Source organism: Mycobacterium sp. 852002-51057_SCH5723018 (genome assembly GCF_001667035.1).
Classification (GTDB): Bacteria; Actinomycetota; Actinomycetes; order Mycobacteriales; family Mycobacteriaceae; genus Mycobacterium.
Genome location: NZ_LZIR01000068.1, coordinates 1 through 858, shown reverse-complemented (window position 1 = coordinate 858; position 858 = coordinate 1). Strand labels below are relative to the sequence as shown.

2 protein-coding genes are annotated in these 858 nt (G+C 62.5%); one reads left to right on the top strand and one right to left on the bottom strand.

Going from position 1 to position 858, the window contains the following annotated elements; translation table 11 throughout:
• A partial coding sequence (locus tag A5764_RS12940; protein ID WP_067113903.1) for a cyclopropane mycolic acid synthase family methyltransferase occupies positions 1-726 on the top strand: 726 nt, incomplete at its 5' end.
• A 24-nt stretch (positions 727-750) separates the two neighbouring features.
• Here A5764_RS12940 and A5764_RS27465 read toward each other — a convergent pair.
• A partial coding sequence (locus A5764_RS27465) for a class I SAM-dependent methyltransferase (protein ID WP_197501374.1) occupies positions 751-858 on the bottom strand: 108 nt, incomplete at its 5' end.

Sequence of the window (858 nt, the reverse complement as noted above, 5' to 3'; positions counted from 1 at the left end):
GAGGCGCAGAATGCAAAGTTCGACCTGGCGCTGGGAAAGCTGAACCTCGAGCCGGGGATGACTCTGCTCGACATCGGATGCGGCTGGGGCGCCACCATGAAGCGCGCCATCGAAGAATATGACGTCAATGTCGTGGGGCTGACGTTGTCGGAGAACCAGGCCGAGCACGTCCAGAAGATGTTCGACCAGATGGACACCCCGCGCACCCGGCAGGTGTTGCTGGAGGGCTGGGAGAAGTTTGACGAGCCTGTCGACCGGATCGTCTCGATCGGCGCGTTCGAGCACTTCGGCCGCCAACGGTGGGGCCACTTCTTCAAGATGGCCCACCAGGTGCTGCCGGCCGACGGCGTCATGCTGCTGCACACCATCAGCCGGCCCACCTTCAAGGACGCCCGGGCGCAGGGCAACCCGTTGACCCACGAAATCGTTCACTTCACCCAGTTCATCCTGGCCGAGATCTTCCCCGGCGGATGGCTGCCGACGATCCCCTCGGTGGAAGAGCACGCGACCGGGGCCGGCTTCAAGGTGGCCCGGATCCAGTCGTTGCAACTGCACTACGCGAAGACCCTGGAAATCTGGGCCGCCGCGCTCGAGGCCAACAAGGACAAGGCCATCGAGATCCAGTCCGAAGAGGTCTACAAGCGCTACATGAAGTACCTCACCGGCTGCGCGAAGCTGTTCCGGAAGGGCATCAGCAATGTGGGGCAGTTCACGCTGACCAAATAGCGCGACAGGCGCGCTGCCCGCCGGTTACTTCGTCAACGTGAACTGGTTGACGTCGGTGTAGCCCTTCCGGAACAGCTTCGCGCAGCCGGTGAGGTACTTCATGTAGCGCTTGTAGACCTCTTCGGACTGGAT